Source organism: Streptomyces sp. 351MFTsu5.1 (assembly GCF_000383655.1).
In the GTDB taxonomy this organism is placed as follows: Bacteria; Actinomycetota; Actinomycetes; order Streptomycetales; family Streptomycetaceae; genus Streptomyces; species Streptomyces griseorubiginosus.
Genome location: NZ_KB911784.1, coordinates 211,500 through 227,078, shown reverse-complemented (window position 1 = coordinate 227,078; position 15,579 = coordinate 211,500). Strand labels below are relative to the sequence as shown.

General features: G+C 70.7%; 15 protein-coding genes and 1 tRNA gene. 8 read left to right on the top strand and 8 right to left on the bottom strand.

What is annotated here, in order from left to right; genetic code table 11:
* Positions 1-108: 108 nt before the first annotated feature.
* The 3 genes from H295_RS0123880 (at position 109) to H295_RS0123870 (ending at position 3,522) form a co-directional block, all read left to right on the top strand.
* Positions 109-1,131: an SGNH/GDSL hydrolase family protein gene (locus tag H295_RS0123880; protein WP_078616734.1), complete on the top strand. Its 1,023-nt coding sequence runs from the start codon at positions 109-111 to the stop codon at positions 1,129-1,131.
* Positions 1,132-1,232: 101 nt separating this feature from the next.
* Entirely contained in the window at positions 1,233-2,453 is a 1,221-nt protein-coding gene (locus H295_RS0123875) for an acetyl-CoA C-acetyltransferase (protein ID WP_020137878.1), read from the top strand.
* Between the two features lie 277 nt (positions 2,454-2,730).
* Positions 2,731-3,522, top strand: coding sequence for a hypothetical protein (locus tag H295_RS0123870; RefSeq protein WP_028809679.1), 792 nt, complete (start codon positions 2,731-2,733; stop codon positions 3,520-3,522).
* 107 nt (positions 3,523-3,629) lie between these two features.
* Here the strand turns inward: H295_RS0123870 and H295_RS0123865 are convergent, their stop codons facing one another.
* The gene (locus tag H295_RS0123865; RefSeq protein WP_028809678.1) at positions 3,630-3,941 is read right to left on the bottom strand and encodes a hypothetical protein; all 312 of its coding nucleotides are present in this window, start codon (positions 3,939-3,941) and stop codon (positions 3,630-3,632) included.
* A gap of 102 nt (positions 3,942-4,043) precedes the next feature.
* Between H295_RS0123865 and H295_RS0123860 the strand changes: the two genes are divergently transcribed.
* On the top strand, positions 4,044-4,274 hold the full coding sequence (locus H295_RS0123860; protein WP_020137875.1) for a DUF4287 domain-containing protein: 231 nt from the start codon (positions 4,044-4,046) through the stop codon (positions 4,272-4,274).
* 64 nt (positions 4,275-4,338) lie between these two features.
* Here H295_RS0123860 and H295_RS0123855 read toward each other — a convergent pair whose 3' ends face one another.
* The 6 genes from H295_RS0123855 to H295_RS0123830 form a co-directional block, all read right to left on the bottom strand.
* The gene (locus H295_RS0123855; RefSeq protein WP_020137874.1) at positions 4,339-5,232 is read right to left on the bottom strand and encodes a Bax inhibitor-1/YccA family membrane protein; all 894 of its coding nucleotides are present in this window, start codon (positions 5,230-5,232) and stop codon (positions 4,339-4,341) included.
* Between the two features lie 133 nt (positions 5,233-5,365).
* Positions 5,366-6,541, bottom strand: a complete 1,176-nt coding sequence (locus H295_RS0123850) for a 4-hydroxybenzoate 3-monooxygenase (RefSeq protein ID WP_020137873.1) — start codon at positions 6,539-6,541, stop codon at positions 5,366-5,368.
* 171 nt (positions 6,542-6,712) lie between these two features.
* Positions 6,713-7,387, bottom strand: a complete 675-nt coding sequence (locus H295_RS0123845; protein ID WP_020137872.1) for a hypothetical protein — start codon at positions 7,385-7,387, stop codon at positions 6,713-6,715.
* Positions 7,388-7,683: 296 nt separating this feature from the next.
* On the bottom strand, positions 7,684-9,618 hold the full coding sequence (locus tag H295_RS0123840) for a membrane protein (protein WP_020137871.1): 1,935 nt from the start codon (positions 9,616-9,618) through the stop codon (positions 7,684-7,686).
* Positions 9,619-9,712: 94 nt separating this feature from the next.
* Positions 9,713-9,931 carry a hypothetical protein gene (locus H295_RS0123835; RefSeq protein WP_020137870.1) on the bottom strand — a complete coding sequence of 73 codons (219 nt, stop codon included), beginning with the start codon at positions 9,929-9,931 and terminating at the stop codon, positions 9,713-9,715.
* 58 nt (positions 9,932-9,989) lie between these two features.
* A complete protein-coding gene (locus H295_RS0123830; RefSeq protein ID WP_020137869.1) occupies positions 9,990-10,232 on the bottom strand; it encodes a hypothetical protein in 243 nt (80 codons plus the stop codon).
* Positions 10,233-10,437: 205 nt separating this feature from the next.
* Here H295_RS0123830 and H295_RS43510 point away from each other — a divergent pair, with 205 nt between their 5' ends.
* Positions 10,438-10,815: a helix-turn-helix domain-containing protein gene (locus H295_RS43510; protein WP_020137868.1), complete on the top strand. Its 378-nt coding sequence runs from the start codon at positions 10,438-10,440 to the stop codon at positions 10,813-10,815.
* 673 nt (positions 10,816-11,488) lie between these two features.
* Positions 11,489-11,749, top strand: coding sequence for a hypothetical protein (locus tag H295_RS0123815; protein ID WP_234021664.1), 261 nt, complete (start codon positions 11,489-11,491; stop codon positions 11,747-11,749).
* Positions 11,750-11,798: 49 nt separating this feature from the next.
* Here the strand turns inward: H295_RS0123815 and H295_RS47250 are convergent.
* Positions 11,799-11,882 (bottom strand) — tRNA-Leu (locus tag H295_RS47250).
* A 392-nt stretch (positions 11,883-12,274) separates the two neighbouring features.
* Between H295_RS47250 and H295_RS0123810 the strand changes: the two genes are divergently transcribed.
* Both H295_RS0123810 and H295_RS0123805 read left to right on the top strand, forming a co-directional pair.
* Complete coding sequence (locus tag H295_RS0123810; protein ID WP_028809675.1) at positions 12,275-13,045, top strand: ABC transporter ATP-binding protein; 771 nt, start codon at positions 12,275-12,277, stop codon at positions 13,043-13,045.
* Positions 13,045-15,573: an ABC transporter permease gene (locus H295_RS0123805; RefSeq protein ID WP_020137865.1), complete on the top strand. Its 2,529-nt coding sequence runs from the start codon at positions 13,045-13,047 to the stop codon at positions 15,571-15,573. Before H295_RS0123810 ends, H295_RS0123805 begins: the two co-directional genes overlap by 1 nt.
* Positions 15,574-15,579: the final 6 nt, after the last annotated feature.

The following is a 15,579-nucleotide window of genomic DNA, read 5'->3' as shown; positions in this document are numbered from 1 at the left end:
GGCCTGTTCGGGCGCCATGACGGCTGTTCACTCGCTGTGGGGATTGGGCCACGGTCCGTGCGGGGCAAGGAGTGGGTGTAGCGGGTACGACGGAGGTGGCGGCGACGTATGACGAGCATGTCGAGGGCGAGGGTGGCCCGCCGGATCGCGGCCGGCGCCGCCTACGGCGGTGGTGGGATCGGACTGGTCGGGGCGGCGGCGATGGGTCTGCTGCTGGCGGAGGTGCGGCTGGCCAGACGCCAGGTGGGCAACGGCACGACGCCGCACGTCCCGCAGGCCGAGGGCCGGTACGGCCATGTGTACACGGTGGTCGGTGAACCTCCCCTGCGTCTGGTGATGCTGGGCGACTCCACGGCCGCGGGCCAGGGCGTGCACCGGGCGGGCCAGACGCCGGGCGCGCTGCTGGCGTCGGGCCTGGCGGCGGTGGCGGAGCGGCCGGTGGAGCTGCGCAACGTCGCCCTGCCCGGGGCCACCTCGGACGACCTGGACCGCCAGGTGGCGCTGACCCTGTCGGATCCGGCGCGGGTCCCGGACGTGTGCGTGATCATGATCGGCGCGAACGACGTCACGCACCGGATGCCGGCCACGCGCTCGGTGCGCCATCTGTCGTCGGCGGTACGGCGGCTGCGCACGGCCGGTGCCGAGGTGGTGGTCGGCACCTGTCCCGACCTGGGCACGATCGAGCCGGTGCAGCAGCCGTTGCGCTGGCTGGCGCGCCGGGCCTCACGGCAGCTGGCGGCGGCGCAGACGATCGGCGCGGTCGAGCAGGGCGGGCGCACGGTGTCGCTGGGCGATCTGCTGGGTCCGGAGTTCGAGGCGAATCCCCGTGAGCTGTTCGGGCCGGACAACTACCACCCCTCGGCGGAGGGTTACGCGACGGCGGCGATGGCCGTGCTGCCGACGGTCTGTGCGGCGCTGAGCCTGTGGCCGGCCGACGAGGACCGCCCGGACGCGTCCCGCCGCGAGGGCTTCCTGCCGGTCGCCAGGGCCGCGGCGGAGGCCGCGTCGGAGGCAGGTACGGAGGTCGCGGCGGCGCTGCCGACGGGACCGACCGGGCCGTGGGCGCTGCTCAAGCGCCGGCGCAGGCGGCGGGTGTCCGCTGCGGAGCCCGAGACCCAAGCAAGCGCTTAGACATAGGTCACACCGCCACCCCCGTGACCCAGGCCATACGGACGGGTAACTTCCCAAGCAGCCCCGTCCGGAAGTACACCCGCACGCCAATGGAGCCCGTGATGCCCGAAGCCGTGATCGTCTCGACCGCCCGCTCCCCGATCGGCCGCGCCGTCAAGGGCTCGCTCAAGGACCTGCGCCCCGACGACCTCACCGCCACGATCATCCAGGCCGCCCTCGCCAAGGTCCCCGAGCTGGACCCGCGCGACATCGACGACCTGATGCTCGGCTGCGGTCTGCCCGGCGGGGAGCAGGGCTACAACCTGGGCCGGATCGTCGCCGTGCAGATGGGCATGGACCACCTGCCGGGCTGCACGATCACGCGTTACTGTTCCTCCTCGCTGCAGACGAGCCGCATGGCCCTGCACGCCATCAAGGCCGGCGAGGGCGACGTCTTCATCTCGGCCGGTGTCGAGATGGTCTCCCGCTACGCCAAGGGCAGCTCGGACGGTCTCCCGGGCACCACCAACCCGCTCTTCGACGAGGCCCAGGCCCGCACCGCGGCCACCGCCGCCTCCGAGGGCTCCACCTGGCACGACCCGCGCGAGGACGGCCTGCTCCCCGACCCGTACATCGCGATGGGCCAGACCGCGGAGAACCTGGCCCGCATCAAGGGCGTCACCCGTCAGGACATGGACGAGTTCGGCGTCCGCTCGCAGAACCTCGCCGAGGAAGCCATCAAGAACGGCTTCTGGGAGCGCGAGATCACCCCGGTCACGCTGCCCGACGGCACGGTCGTCAGCAAGGACGACGGCCCCCGCGCCGGCGTCACCCTGGAGGGCGTCCAGGGCCTGAAGCCGGTCTTCCGCCCCGACGGCCTGGTCACGGCCGGCAACTGCTGCCCGCTGAACGACGGTGCCGCCGCGGTCGTGATCATGTCCGACACCAAGGCGCGCGAGCTGGGCCTGACCCCGCTGGCCCGGATCGTCTCGACCGGCGTCTCGGGTCTGTCCCCCGAGATCATGGGCCTCGGTCCGGTCGACGCGAGCAACCAGGCGCTGCGCCGTGCCGGTCTCACCATCGACGACATCGACCTGGTCGAGATCAACGAGGCGTTCGCCGCCCAGGTGATCCCCTCCTACCGCGACCTGAACATCCCGCTGGAGAAGCTGAACGTGAACGGTGGCGCGATCGCCGTCGGCCACCCCTTCGGCATGACCGGCGCCCGCATCACCGGCACGCTCATCAACTCCCTCCAGTTCCACGACAAGCAGTTCGGTCTGGAGACGATGTGCGTGGGCGGCGGCCAGGGCATGGCCATGGTCATCGAGCGCCTCAGCTGACGGAACGCGCCCAACCGGGCACCCAGCGCCACCCTTTGGCCCAGAACCGTGGAAACTCCAGGGTTCTGGGCCGATTTGTGATCCAATCTCCCTCAGGATGTGACCTATATCGCTCGCGTGGGGATTTCCGCAGGTCACACCGTTCCCTCCCTAAACCCCGACCCCAAAGTCCTGTCCGATTCGTGACGTTACGCACTGACAGCTGGATAGTTAGCCCTTCAAGCTGATGTAGGAAGTCGGGGGTCGACTTTGAACCGGGAGTACGTCAGTGAGCGCCATGCCGATCGCCTTGCTGGTCACCACGGCCGCCACCGGCGCCGTGGGCGTCGCCGTCCTGCGCACCCTCATGGTGCTGCGCCGACAGGTCGCCGCCCTGCACACCGAGCTCGCCAGGAACAACAGCGCACCCCTGCGGGGTTTCGTGCCGGCCGCCCGCCCCGCCACCGACGTCGACGAGATACGCGCCGCGGTGGCCGAGGCCCTCGCCGAGGAGCGTGAGCGCGAACTCGCCGAGGCCCGCGCCTTCTGGGCCGCACAGGAGGCCCGGGACGTGTCCGACGCGCCGCCGCTGCTCGGTCTGCCCGACAGCGAGCTGTTCCTGCCCCGGCAGGCGGACTTCGTGGGCCTGGAGCCGGTCTCGGAGCCGTCGGCCGACCTGGACGAGTTCGCTGGGGGTGCCCCCTCTGGGGGAGACTCCCCCGAACTGGCCGCGGCCCGCCGCCGGCACCCGAGCCACCCGGACTTCGTCCCGGTCGGTTCACCCGTCGTGAACGACCATGAACGCACGGTGGCGACCCTGGAGGACCTCGCGGCCTCCGGCACCGAACTCGCGGACGTCCGCCCGGGCCCGCTCGGCACCCTCGACGTCTACGTCTTCGCCGACGGCACCACGCTGTGCATGACCCCGGGCCACCGCGAGACGGCCGAACGCCTCGCCGCGGCCCTGCGCGCCGGCGAGACCCCGGTGCTGCTCGGCGGCTCGGGCATCTCGGGCGCGTACACGCTGACGTTCGCGTGCGGCGAGGAGAACGTCTACATCCTGGCGGACCGGGTCATAGCCTCGCTTTGAGGCGCCGGGGGCCTGGCACCCACCCAGGGGCGCGGGGCTGTGTCGATATGCGGCTCCGCCGCGTGGGCGCGACCAGCCCCCACCGGGCCCGCGGTCGCCACGCATCCTCAGACCCCCGCCCGCTTCTGCGCCTCCTCCACCAACAGCACAGCCTCAGACACCTGGCCCTCGTCCGAAAGCACGAGGGCCAAGTCATGTGCCGCCACGGTGATCTGGTCGGCCGCGGCGAACATCCCGGCGTCCGGCATCACCCGCGGCCTCGCCTCCGGCTCCTCGATGACCTGCGCCCGATGGGCCAACTCGCGGGCCAGCCCCAGAGCCTCGGCGGCGGCGCCGCGCTGGAGTCGGGACTGCGGCGCGGCCCTGAGCCGGTCGGCGAAATGGTCCACTGCCTGGGTCAGACGCGAGGTATCAGCCACCCGGCAACCGTACGCGTCCCACCGGGACTGTTGCCAACACGCGAACGCTCAGGCACGGTGACCTGAAGGACCGGCTTACATCCCCTGCGCACGGAGGCGCCGATGTCCCAAGTCTTCTCCGAGGAGACCCACCGCAACATGCTCGCCCGCATCCCCCATTGCACCGGTCGTGAAGTCTCCGACTGGCTCCGCACCGTCGACGAAGGCCCGGCCCTCTTCCGCTTCGAGGAAAAGGTCAGCTGGCTCCGCCACGAACACAACCTCGCCTATGGCCACGCGAAGGCCATCATCCACGAGTACGACCTGAGGAGGGCCGCGCGCAGGTACTTCTGAGTCGCGCACACGCCGAAGGGCCCCCGGTCGGAACCGGGGGCCCTTCGCGTACTGCCGTCGGCGACTAGTCGCTGCTGTTGAGGATCGCGACGAGGCGCAGGAACTCCATGTAGATCCAGACCAGCGTCAGCGTCAGACCGAACGCCGCCAGCCAGGCCTCCTCCTTCGGCGCACCGTAGGCGATGCCGTCCTCGACCTGCTTGAAGTCGAGGGCGAGGAAGCACGCGCCGAGCAGGACGCCGATGACGCCGAACAGGATGCCGAGGCCGCCGCTGCGGAAGCCGAGGCCGTCACCGCCGCCGAAGACGGCGAACAGCATGTTGACGACCATCAGCAGCAGGAAGCCGAGTGTGGCCGCCATGACGAAGCCGTAGAACCGGCGGTTCACGCGGATCCAGCCGGCCTTGTACGCCACCAGTACCGCGGCGAAGACCGCCAGGGTGCCGATCACGGCCTGCATGGCCGCGCCGCTGGCGATGCGGTTGTCGACGATGCTGGAGATGACGCCGAGGAACACGCCCTCGAACGCGGCGTACGACACGATCAGCGCGGGCGTGGCCTTGCGCTTGAACGACTGGACGAGCGCCAGGACCATGCCGATCAGCGCGGCGCCGATGCCGATGCCGTACGAGCGGCCGATGTTGGCGTCGTCGACCGGCAGCAGCGCCCAGGAGAGCGCGGCCGTGACGATCAGGACGCCGAGGGTGGTGCCGGTGCGCAGGACGACGTCGTCCATCGTCATGCGGCCGGTGGTCACCGGGGTCTGCGGCGGGGCGCCCTGCTGAAGGTCCTGCTGGGCGTAGGGGTTGGTCGCGTACGGGTTGGCCTGCGGCTGCGCGTAGGGGCTGCCCTGCGTGCCCACTGCTGCGCCCCCGGCCTGCGGCGCGGTGTTGAAGCCCGCGTAGCCGTTGTCGCGGCTGAACCCCCGTCGCGAGAAGACCGGGTTGCTGCTCCTCATTTCACTCCTCCATGGCCACCGTGTGTGGACCTTGCCCTCAAGAGTAATGGGTAGGCAAAGGAATGACCCTAGTGCTTGAGGAGGATCTTCCCTCGTTGTCCTGCGCAACACGTGGCCGGGGGGCGTGATTCCCTCACTCGAAGGGGAAGCCGGTGTACGCCTCGGCGAGGTCGGTCTCGGCGGCCCTCGCCCCGGCGATCCGCTCCAGCCGGGCGAGCTGCATCCGGTCCTCGAAGGGAGTGGCGCCGGGCGACCGGTGCAGCAGGCTCGTCATGTCGTACGAGAACCGTTCGGCCTGCCAGATCCGGCGCAGACAGGTCTCGGAGTAGCGGTCGAGGCGTTCCGCCGAACCGGTCTCCCTCTGGTACGACAGCGCCCTCGCGAAGGTCACGACGTCCCCCACGGCGAGGTTGAGGCCCTTGGCGCCGGTGGGCGGGACGATGTGGGCCGCGTCGCCGGCGAGGAAGAGGCGGCCGTGGCGCATGGGTTCGTGGACGTACGACCGCATGGGCGTGACGGACTTCTGGGTGATCGGTCCCCGGTCGAGCGTCCAGTCGTCGTCGGTCTCGAAGCGGCGCTCCAGCTCGTCCCAGATCTCCTCGTCGCCCCAGCTGTCGGCGTCGGTGCCCTCGGGGACCTGGAGGTAGAGGCGGGAGACGGAGGGGGAGCGCATGGACAGGAGGGCGAAGCCGCGGTCGTGGCGGGCGTAGACCAGTTCGTCGTGGGAGGGCGGGACGTCGGCGAGGATGCCGAGCCAGGCGTAGGGGTACGTCCGCTCGAAGACGCGGGTCAGTTCGGCGGGGATCGCCTTGCGGGCCACTCCCCAGAAGCCGTCGCAGCCGACGACGTACTCGCACTCGAGGACGTCCTCCCGGCCCTCGTGGCGGAAGCGGATGCTCGGGGCGCCGGTGTCGGCGCCCTCGACGGCCAGCGCCTCCGCCTCGAACAGCAGCGGGCCGCCCTCCTTCAGCTGGAGGGCGATGAGGTCCTTGCAGACCTCGGTCTGGGCGTAGACGGTCACGGACCGGCCGCCGGTGAGGGCGGGGAAGTCGACGCGGTGGCGCTTCCTGTCGTAGCGCAGCTCTATGCCGTCGTGGCGCAGTCCCTCCCGGTCCATGCGCTCCCCGGCACCGGCCGCGCGCAGGACGTCGACGGTGCCCTGCTCCAGGATTCCGGCGCGCTGGCGGTGCTCGACGTAGGCGCGGTCGCGGCTCTCCAGGACGACCGAGTCGATGCCGGCGCGGTGGAGGAGCCGGGCCAGGAGGAGGCCGGCGGGGCCGGCTCCGATGATGCCGACGGTGGTGCGCATCGGACGTTCCCTTCGGGAGACCTTACGGCTGCGTTCGCCTGGTGAAGTTTCTTTCACTTCTGTGGGGCGAGTCTGCGCCGCGGGTCCCTCCCTGTCAATGGTCCTCGCGACGGGTGCTCGGCCTGACGTCCGGCGCACGGCCTCGCCGCGGGCCGGACGTCAGGGGGCGGGTCAGCGGGGTGGCCAGCCGTCCAGGTGGCGCCGCATGGTGACGTCCTGCTGGGCGTCGCCCTTCGGTGCCTTGTCGACGGCGTCCTTGAGGACGGCGTTGACCTCCGCGGCGAGGCCGTCGGCCTGGGTGCGCAGGTCGGTCGCGGGGACCTTGGAACGGGTGAGCGCGTCCAGCCTGCGATGGATGTCGGCGAGTTGGCGTCGGTGGGCGGAGTCCAGGGTGAGCGGGGTGGGCGTGGAGACCACGAACTGGTAGGCGCCGGCCAGGGTCTGGCAGCCGGTGCAGCTCTTGTTGGCCGCGTCGCTGAGGTTCACGGCGTTCAGCCGGGTCTGCTCACCGGCGAAGGTGACGATCTGGAAGGACAACGCAACAGAACGGCAGGCGTCGTCGGCGGAGCAGCCCGAGGAGACGGCGTTGGCCTGGTTGCGGACGTTGGCGGCGCTCACCTTGCCGTACTGGCGGATGGTGAACGAGTCCTTGGACTCCGTGTGGTCGAGCTGGTTGGCCCGGCTGAACACGTGGTCCGACGCGACGGCGACCTTCGCGGGGCCGTTGCCGGCGGCCTGAGCCGGCACGGCGGTCGCCACACCGGCGACACCGGCGGCGAACAGCCCCACCCGCACGGCACGGCGGGTGAACGGGGTGGCGGCACGGGGTTTTCGATGACTGCTCAAGGGGTCTCCTCGGTTGGGTGGATCGGTACGGATGTGGGGGGTGGCGGCGGATGGGGCACGGCCCGGGGGCGGCGGGGGCGATGGCGTGCGCACACCTGCCGCGGCTCGGGCAACAGCCCGGCCGTGCAGGCTCCGCGCGTCCTGACGCGAGACCGGCCGGGAGCCCCTGGCCGCCGGAACACCCGCGGTCCGGAACACCCGCGGTCCGGCATGCCCGCGGCCGGGGAGACCGTCCCCGACGGCACTCCCCCGCACGAAGCCCCCTCAGCAGTGCACGGGCTCGGTGCGCCCGCTCCTCACGACGAAGCCGGTGAACCGCTGGCCGGTGGTGGGGGCGGGCTGTCGGTCGGGGTGGACTGGGCGCTCTCCGACGGGACCGGGGAGGAGACCGGGGTGGACGGGCCGGGCCCCGTGCCCGGTGACGACGGTTCCGGGCCCGTGGACCCGTCCGGTGCCGAGCTCGCCGTACCGCGGGCGGTGCCCCCGGTCGCCACGCCCTGTGCCGTCGCCGACGGGGCCGGCGAGGCGGACGCGGACGCGGCCGCCGAGGTGCCCGCGGACGGGACGGCGGAGCCCGGGGAGGCGCCCGCCGCCGACGGCGGAACCGCGCCGGGGCCGGTACCTGACGGGCCGTCCGACGGACCGTCGTCCGCGGTGGACCCGTCGCCGTCGGGAGCCGTGGCCTGCCGGGGCTCCGGTTCCTCCGTCGACACACCGGGCTGGAGGATCGGCGCGATCGGCGGCTTCTTCGGCAGCGGCTGGGGGGTGAGCCCCGAGGTCCACGCGTAGCTCAGGCCCGTCAGCCCGGCGAGGATCACCGCGCACAGCGCCATCCGCAGCGCGGGCCGGCCGTCCGTGGACTTCTTGGCGGCGCGGAAGATCCGCCCGCCGATCTTCACGGTGAGATAGACGACCCCGCCCATCGGGATCAGCAGCATCAGACAGCCCAGGACCCCGACGAGGCCCTCGACGATCTTCCCGTCCGCGAGGGCCGACCCGGTGCCGGAGAACTGCTCGACCATGGACCGGACCATCGTGGCGATGATCCGCGGCAGGTTCCACAGGGCGTACGCCAGCTCGCCGATGATCAGCGGCACCATCGTCAGCACCCAGGCCGCCACGACGGTCCGCGCCGACTTCTTCAGCCCGGCGACCTCCTTGCGCGCCGCCCGCCCCTTCCGCCCCGGCACCAGGCCGAGGAGGATCGGCTTGATCTTGCCGTAGAGGTCGGGCACCCCCGCGAGGTCGCCCAGGATGTAGTAGCCGTCGAGACGCACGGCCGGCATCAGCTGTTCGAGGATCTCGAAGTGCCCGAGATAGACGGCGGCCAGGAAGAACGGCTCACCGGTGGCGAAGTACAGCCCGGCCATGCCGAGCATGAAGACCACGTTGAAGTAGACGCCGCCCAGGTCGGTCCTGATCCGCCCGCCCCGGCCGATCCGGTAGACGTCGGTGACGTCGGTGTACATGGACGGCCAGATGAGGAAGATCCCGCAGCCGATGCAGCCGGGCCGGGCACCGCCGTATCTGCACGCGGAGGCGTGGCCGAACTCGTGGAAGACGAGCGAGGCCACGGTCAGCAGGAAGACGGCGAGGATCAGCACCGGCTGGTCGAGGACCTCCAGGACCGGCTCGATCGCCCCGTAGAAGGCGAACAGCCAGACGTCCATGGCCACGGCCGCAGCCAGCATGACGGCGACCACGAACGGCCGGTGCAGCCACGCGAAGCTCCGGGCGATCTTCGCCGTGCGCCGCTCGTCGAAGATGACCCGGTGGCCCTTGAGGGCGAGCAGCAGGTCGGAGCGCGGGGCGTCGACCTCGTCGCTCTCCTGGCCCTCGGGGACCGTCACCCCGAGCGGTTCGAGCTTCTTCTCCACCAGGTAGCGGATGTTGTCGCCGCTGACCTCGCGGCCGAACCGGGCGCTCACCCGGTGGGCGATCGACTCGGTGTCGCGCACGCCGTCCACGGACGACGCCACGAGATACAGCAGCCGCGACAGCTGCACGACCTGCCCGTCCCCCCGACGGGCGATGTACTTGGGCTCGGTGAAGCCCGATCCCTGGTACTCGCCGTGCAGTCGCAGTCCCGCGCTCAGCCGGGGCACCGACTGCGGCTCCACGACCGGCAGGCTGCCGGTCGCGACCTGCTCGTAGGTCACCGGCCAGCCGCCGGGCCCGGGCACCGGCCCGGTGTCGTACAGCGTCGGCGTCCCGTCTCCGAACACTGTCATATGTGGTCTCCCCCCATGTCCTGCCCCCCTCATGGCCGCCGGGGCGGACCGCACCCGTGCGCGGTCCGCCCCGGCGGCCGTCGTCAGCGCAGGGTCACTGCTTGACGGAGATGGACTGCGAGGCCTGCGACTCGGCGGCCGACCAGGCGGAGTGGTCGTTGACGGCCGCGGACTGGTTGTCGGCGTGGACCGTGGCGATGTGCTTGGTCACGTTGGTGGTCCGGTTGAAGCTGAACTTCAGCTTGCCCAGGGCCTCACGGCCCGGCAGCAGCTCCGCGGACTCGGTGTCGAGCTCGTGCATGTCCATGCTCATGATGGATGTCCTTCCGTGGTGGTGATGGATGACTGGGTGTGGAGGTGGAGCGTGGGTGCTACTGCGTGACGCTGATGGCCTGCGAGGCGCCGGAGCTCGACACCGACCCGATGGAGTGGTCGTTGAGGGCGAGCGAGGAGTTGCTCGCCTGGACGTTGGCGATGTGCTTCGTCACGTTGGTGGTGCGGTTGAAGCTGAACTTCAGCTTCCCGAGGGCCTCGCGACCCGGCAGCAGTTCCGCGGACTCGGCCTCGAGCTCGTGGGCGTCCATCATGATCAGTTCCCCCTCAGGGATGGGCATTTCCGGTCGGACCGAGTCGAGTTCCCCCCGCACTCTGTCCAACTTGGTCGGACGTGCTGTCCAACGAGATTGGACACTAGGGCCTCTCGGGGCCGGTGCGCAACCCGTTCGGGGAATCACTCTTTCGGCGGCGGGCGGGGCCGCCCGTAGAATCGGCTCCGACATGGACGGTTCCGCCGAGCGGCGAGCAGGAAGTGACCCACCCGTGGCCAACGCACTCCAGCAGTTGATCCGTGAGCGCCTGGACCTCAAGGGCTGGTCCTACGGCGAGGTGGCGCGCCGCGGTGGCATTCCGCGCTCCACCGTCCACCATCTGGCGACCACCGACCGGGTCGTCCGCATGCCCCAGTCGGCCACCCTGGAGGGACTGTCCAAGGGGCTGGAACTCCCGTTGGACACCGTCCGCCGCGCCGCGGCGGAGGCCTGCGGCATCCACGTCTACGGCACCGAGGGCACCGCCGGCCGGCCGGCCGACCCCGAGGTGGACCTCCTGATCGCCAGCGTCCAGAAACTCTCCGCCGACGACCGCCGGCACGTGGCCGCCCTGGTGGAGTCCCTCTTGGACCGCACCCCCAAGAAGTGACGGTTCCCTGCCGGGGGTTGGACGGCGAGAGGGGGCTGGGGGTCGTCGCGCGGGCAGCGGGATCGTACGGGCTCTCGCGGCCCGGCAGGCCGTAACCGCCTGAGGGCCACCGGAGTCGCGCGTCGCGACCGCGAAGGGCAGCAGGCGGCACAGCGCACCCCGGCCGCGCCGGCGGCGGACACCGGCATGCGGAGCAGCGTCGGCCACCTTCGGCCGGACAGGCGGCCCGACCGGGCCCGGGCGCTGCCAGAGGCTCAGGTCACGGTCCCGCTGACACCGTGCGTCCGCCCGCCGGGGGCCGCCCCACGAGGACGCCCCGGTGGTCGAGTGCGGTCAGCCGACGCCGCCTTCGGGTGGGCCGTACCCCTGGTTGTCGCCGAAAGCGCAGGTCACGTTCGCATGAAGCAGTCAGCGGCACCGCGCGTCCGCGCCAGGGGCCGCTTGGGGCTCCTGCGGTCGGTGCCCGGCGTGCAGGTGGTCCGGACTCCTCGCCCCGGCCCAGGATGTGACCGTCCGGGAGCCGGTCGGGGCGGTCCGCGATCGGGGATGTTCACTCTTCCGTGCAGTCGGAAAAAGAATTCGACTGTGCCCGAAAGAGCCGCACTCGCCCCGCTAGTCTCTCGTCCTGCCCGAGGAGCGAGAGCCGCACGACCCCGGGCTCCCAGGGGGGAATGTGTTGCTTGTGCATGGCGGACCGGCCACGGCCGTGGTCCGTGGGCCCGCCGGTGAATCGGTCGTCCTGCTCTCCGGAGAACTGCCGTACGCACTGACCGACGAGTCGGTCTCCGAACTCATGGAACTGGCCGCCGCCGTCCTGGACGCGGACGAGCTGCCCCTGTTCCGGACCTGCCTGAGAACCCTGCGCCGCGACGGCATGCGCGCGGGCCGCCGGATCGAGATCGACGGCGCCGTACTGACCGTCTACGAGGGTTGACGAAACGGGGCCGGCCCACGCGGGAGCAATCACCGCGTGGGCGGGAAAGTGCCCGGAGCCGGACTTGAACCGGCACGCCCGCGAAGGGGCAGCGAGGTTTAAGCTCGCCGTGTCTGCTTTCCACCATCCGGGCAGGTCATGGGCTCCGCGTTTGAGTCTCCGAGCCTATCGGGACGCCTCCCTCGAACAGCGGACGGGCGGACCGATGTTGTCTTATTTTATTGACGTCTGAGGGTGCATCAGACCATGGAACAGGCCATCCGCACTTGCCAATAGCCTTACGCGGGGCGCCCGGCCGCGCATGCGGAATGACGGAATTTCACCGCCCGAACGAGGACGCTCCACCTGTTCTTCGCGCACGCCCCGAATCAGGGGTCCGCGTCATCCCCAGGTATGACACCGAGCCGCGCGGTCCGTCCGAAGTCTGCCCCCGGAACCAGAACTGCGACTGACTACACGGCCCGCTCCGGCCAGCACGATGGAAGACGTCCTTCAACGATGTCGTCCCGCGAGGAGTTCCATCCCGTGACCACCACCCCCGTAGCCCGCCGGACCACCTCCGTGGCCGCACGCGCCACGGAGCTGTCGAAGATCTACGGACAGGGCGAGACCCAGGTGGTCGCCCTGGACCGGGTCACCGTCGAGTTCCGGCAGGCCGAGTTCACCGCGATCATGGGCCCCTCCGGTTCCGGAAAGTCCACCCTGATGCACTGCGTGGCCGGGCTGGACACCTTCTCCTCCGGTTCGGTCCGCATCGGCGAGACCGAGCTGGGCTCCCTGAAGGACAAGCAGCTCACCAAGCTGCGGCGCGACAAGATCGGCTTCATCTTCCAGGCGTTCAACCTGCTGCCGACGCTGACCGCGCTGGAGAACATCACCCTCCCGATGGACATCGCGGGCCGCAAGCCGGACAAGGAGTGGCTGGACTCGGTCATCCGGATGGTCGGACTGCGGGACCGTCTCGGCCACCGTCCCGCCCAGCTCTCCGGCGGCCAGCAGCAGCGCGTCGCCGTGGCCCGCGCCCTGGCCTCCAAGCCCGACATCATCTTCGGCGACGAGCCCACCGGAAACCTCGACTCCCGCTCCGGCGCCGAGGTCCTGGGCTTCCTGCGCAACTCCGTACGGGAGCTCGGGCAGACGGTCGTGATGGTGACCCACGACCCGGTGGCCGCGGCCTACGCGGACCGCGTGGTGTTCCTCGCGGACGGCCGGATCGTCGACGAGATGTACAAGCCCACCGCCGACAACGTCCTTGACTTCATGAAGCAGTTCGACGCGAAGGGCCGCACCAGCTGATGTTCCGCACCGCCCTGCGCAACGTCCTCGCGCACAAGGCCAGACTGCTGATGACCGTGCTCGCCGTGATGCTCGGCGTGGCGTTCGTCTCCGGCACCCTCGTCTTCACCAACACCATCTCCGAGGCCTACCAGAAGAGTTCGGCCAAGGGCTTCGACCAGACCGACGTCGCCGTCACCGCCAAGTGGGACGAGGACAAGGGCAACACGCTCGGCAAGCGCCACGCGCTGACCCAGGCCGAGCTCGACAGGAGCGCCGAGGTCCCCGGGGCGGCGAACGCCATCGGTGTCGTCAGCGGCTTCACCGCCATCGCCGACAAGGACGGCAAGCTCATCGGCGGCGGTTTCCAGTCGCAGGGCGGCAACTACTACGGGACCAAGGACCCCCGGTACCCGCTGGCCGAGGGCAGGGCCCCGCACGGCGCGAACCAGGTCGCCATCGACTCGGAGACCGCAAAGCGGGCCGGCTACCAGGTCGGCGACACCGTACGCCTCTCGGTCGACGGCCCCGTCCTCGAGCCGGTCATCACCGGGATCTTCACCACCGACGACGGCAATGTCGCGGCCGGCGGCAGCCTCGCGCTGTACGACACGGCCACCGCCCAGAAGCTGTTCGGCAAGCCGGGGACGTACGACGAGATCGATGTGAAGGCGGCCCCAGGCACCTCCCAGACCGCGCTGAAGGCGGCGCTGGACAAGGCGCTGACCGGCGATCGGGTGGAGACCACGACCGGCAGGGAACTCGCCGACAACCAGGCCGAGTTGATCTCCTCCTCGATGTCCGGTCTCAAGCAGGGCCTGCTGGTCTTCGCGGGCATCGCGCTCTTCGTCGGCACCTTCATCATCGCCAACACCTTCACCATGCTGGTCGCCCAGCGCACCAAGGAGCTGGCGCTGCTGCGGGCCGTCGGCGCGTCCCGCCGGCAGGTCACGCGGTCGGTGCTGATCGAGGCGTTCGTGGTCGGTCTGGTGGCCGCGGTGACGGGCCTGGTGGCCGGTATCGGCATCGGCGCCGGGCTCAGGTCCCTGATGGGCACGCTCGGCGCGACCGTCCCGGACGGGCCGCTGATCATCACGCCGGGCACGGTCGGCGCGGCCCTCGCGGTCGGCGTCCTGGTCACCATGCTCGCCGCGTGGCTGCCGGGCCGCAGGGCGGCGAAGATCCCGCCGGTCGCGGCGATGAGCAGCCTGCACGCCAAGGCGACCACCAAGTCGCTGGTGCTGCGCAACACGCTGGGCGCGCTGTTCAGCGGGGCGGGCGTGGCCGTGATCCTGGCGGCCACCACGATGGACGGCTCGGACGGCCAGGCCCCCATGGGGCTCGGCGCGGTCCTGCTGATCATCGGTGTCTTCATCCTCACGCCCCTTCTCTCCCGCCCCCTGATCGCGGCCGCGGCCCCGCTGATGCGCGTGTTCGGCATCTCCGGGAAGCTGGCCCGGCAGAACTCGGTGCGCAACCCGCGCCGTACGGCCGCCACCGCGTCCGCGCTGATGATCGGCCTCACCCTGATCACCGGGATGACGGTGATGGCGGGCAGCCTCCAGAAGTCGATCGACAAGATGGCGACGGCGGCCGTCAAGGCGGACTACGTCGTCTCCATGGCGAACGGCAACGAGCTCTCCCCGGACGTCGAGAAGAAGCTGGCGAAGGTCGACGGCGTCACCGAGGTCAGCCCGCTGCGCAACGCGGCCTCCCGCATCGACGGCGAGACCGAGTTCCTGACCGGCGTGAACGGCTCGGCGATCGGGAAGCTGACCGACCTCAAGGTGGACGACGGCTCGTTCAAGGTCGGCGGCAGCCAGGTCGTCGTGGACAAGGACCGGGCCAAGTCCTTCGGCTGGAAGGCGGGTTCGTCCTTCACCGTGCACTACGAGGACGGCAAGGCGCAGCGGCTGACGGTCGCCGGGGTCTACGAGGGCAACGAGCTGATCAGCGGCATCATGCTGGACACCGCCACGCTCTCCCCGCACCTGACCGACGCCTCGGACATGCAGGTCATGCTCAAGACGGCCGACGGCACCTCCGACGCCACCAAGGACCGCCTGGAGAAGGCCCTCGGCTCCAACCCGGCCATCAAGGTCCAGGACAAGAAGGACCTCTCCGACTCCATCGCGCAGATGTTCACGCTGATGCTGAACATGCTCTACGGCCTGCTGGCCATGGCGGTGCTCGTCGCGGTCCTCGGGGTCATCAACACCCTGGCCATGTCGGTGTTCGAGCGCTCCCAGGAGATCGGCATGCTCCGCGCGATCGGCCTGGACCGCAAGGGCATCAAGCGGATGGTCCGTCTGGAGTCCCTGGTCATCTCCCTGTTCGGCGGGGTGCTCGGCATCGGCCTGGGCGTGTTCTTCGGCTGGGCGGCCGGTGAGCTGCTCGGCGCGAAGATGGCGACGTACGAACTCGTCCTGCCGTGGGCCCGGATGGCGGTGTTCCTGCTGCTCGCGGCGACGGTCGGCATCCTCGCCGCGCTGTGGCCGGCCCGCCGTGCGGCCCGCATGAACATGCTCTCCGCCATCAAGGCCGAGTAGCCGCAC